Genomic DNA, 1883 nt, shown 5'->3' with positions numbered 1-1883 from the left:
CGCCCACCCAGGTGCTGACGCTCGGCAACCGCGCACCGGCGCTCGCGCCGCACGCGGCGGCCGCCAACGGCCTGCCCGACACGGCCGCCGTCGCCGCGCCCGCGCTCGAACCGCGCGGCGGCGGTGCGCTGCTCGGCGTGCCGCCGCTGTCGCAGGCCGGCCCGGTGCGTGCGGCGGCTGCGCCGGGCGCATCGCCGTTCTATTTCGTCGACGATGCCGCGCACGGCTGGCACGCCGCGCCGCAACCGGTCGCCACGCCGGTATCGGGCGCACCGCTGGCGCAAGCCTACGGGCTGCCCGACGGCGATGCGTTGCGCGATCTGCTGTCGCTGCACGATGCCGGCAAGACGCCGGGCGGCAGCGGCGCGCGTTATTTCGTCGGCGATCGCGCACCGGCGGCTTCGGCGGGCGCTTCGCCGTTCGCGGGCGCGCATCCGCCGTTCGACGTCAACGCGATCCGCCGCGATTTCCCGATCCTGGCCGAGCGTGTGAACGGCAAGCCGCTCGTGTGGTTCGACAACGCGGCCACCACCCACAAGCCGCAGGCAGTGATCGACCGGCTCGCGTATTTCTACGCGCACGAGAACTCGAACATCCACCGCGCGGCGCACGCGCTGGCGGGCCGCGCCACCGACGCCTACGAGCACGCGCGCGACACGGTGCGGCGCTTCATCGGCGCGGCGTCGGCCGACGAGATCATCTTCGCGCGCGGCGCGACCGAGGCGATCAACCTCGTCGCCAAGACCTGGGGCGTGCAAAACGTGGGCGAGGGCGACGAGATCGTCGTCTCGAACCTCGAGCACCACGCGAACATCGTGCCGTGGCAGCAACTGGCCGCCCAGAAAGGCGCGACGCTGCGCGTGATTCCGGTCGACGACACGGGGCAGGTGAAGCTCGACGAATTCGCCAAGCTGCTGAACGGGCGCACGCGGATCGTGGCGGTCACGCAGGTGTCGAACGCGCTGGGCACGGTGGTGCCGGTGCGCGAGATTATCGAGCTGGCGCATCGCGCCGGTGCGGTGGCGCTGGTGGACGGCGCACAGTCGATCTCGCACATGCGCGTGGACGTGCAGGCGCTCGACGCCGATTTCTTCGTGTTCTCGGGCCACAAGATCTACGGCCCGACGGGGATCGGCGTGGTGTACGGCAAGCGCCGCATTCTCGACGCGATGCCGCCCTGGCAGGGCGGCGGCAACATGATCGCGGACGTCACGTTCGAGCGCACCGTGTTCCAGCCCGCGCCGAACCGCTTCGAGGCGGGCACCGGCAACATCGCCGATGCGGTGGGCCTGGGCGCGGCGCTCGAATACGTGGAGCGGGTCGGCATCGAGCCGATCGCGCGCTACGAGCACGACCTGCTCGCCTACGCCACCGAGAAGCTCGCGCCGGTGCCGGGCGTGCGGCTGGTGGGCACGGCGCGCGACAAGGCCAGCGTGTTGTCGTTCGTGCTGAAGGGCTACGAGACGGAGGAAGTGGGGCGTGCGCTGAACGAGGAGGGCATCGCGGTGCGCTCCGGGCATCACTGCGCGCAACCGATCCTGCGCCGCTTCGGCCTGGAGGCGACCGTGCGGCCGTCGCTGGCGTTCTACAACACCTACGGCGAGATCGATCTGTTCGTCGATGTGGTGCGGCGGCTCGCGGGGCGCCGATAAGGCGTGCCGAGTGACGAGCGGCAACAACGCCGCGCGGGCCACAAGCCTGCGCGGCGTTGCCGTTTCAGGCCTGCGCCGTGGACAGCGCCGCCAGGAACTGCCACGGAAAGATGCCGCGATCGTGGCCGTCGTCGAACACCAGTTGCACGCCGTAGCCCATCGGGCGGATGTCGGTCACGCTCACTTCGGCATCCTTGACGACCGGCTCGCCCGCCTGCCGACACGCGCGGA

General features: G+C 71.3%; 2 protein-coding genes. One reads left to right on the top strand and one right to left on the bottom strand.

Translation table 11 applies throughout. The annotated features are described in order from the left end of the window. Positions 1-1652, top strand: a 1652-nt coding sequence (locus G3N92_RS33470) for a family 2A encapsulin nanocompartment cargo protein cysteine desulfurase (protein ID WP_206131783.1), incomplete at its 5' end; no start/stop codon positions are given. A gap of 64 nt (positions 1653-1716) precedes the next feature. On the opposite strand, the gene G3N92_RS33465 is transcribed toward G3N92_RS33470, so the two are convergent. After that, positions 1717-1883: gamma-butyrobetaine hydroxylase-like domain-containing protein (locus tag G3N92_RS33465; RefSeq protein ID WP_206131784.1), on the bottom strand; the 167-nt coding region annotated here is incomplete at its 5' end.

This window comes from Burkholderia sp. Ac-20379, assembly GCF_017104645.1.
In the GTDB taxonomy this organism is placed as follows: Bacteria; Pseudomonadota; Gammaproteobacteria; order Burkholderiales; family Burkholderiaceae; genus Burkholderia.
This window is presented reverse-complemented; position numbering and strand designations above follow the sequence as displayed.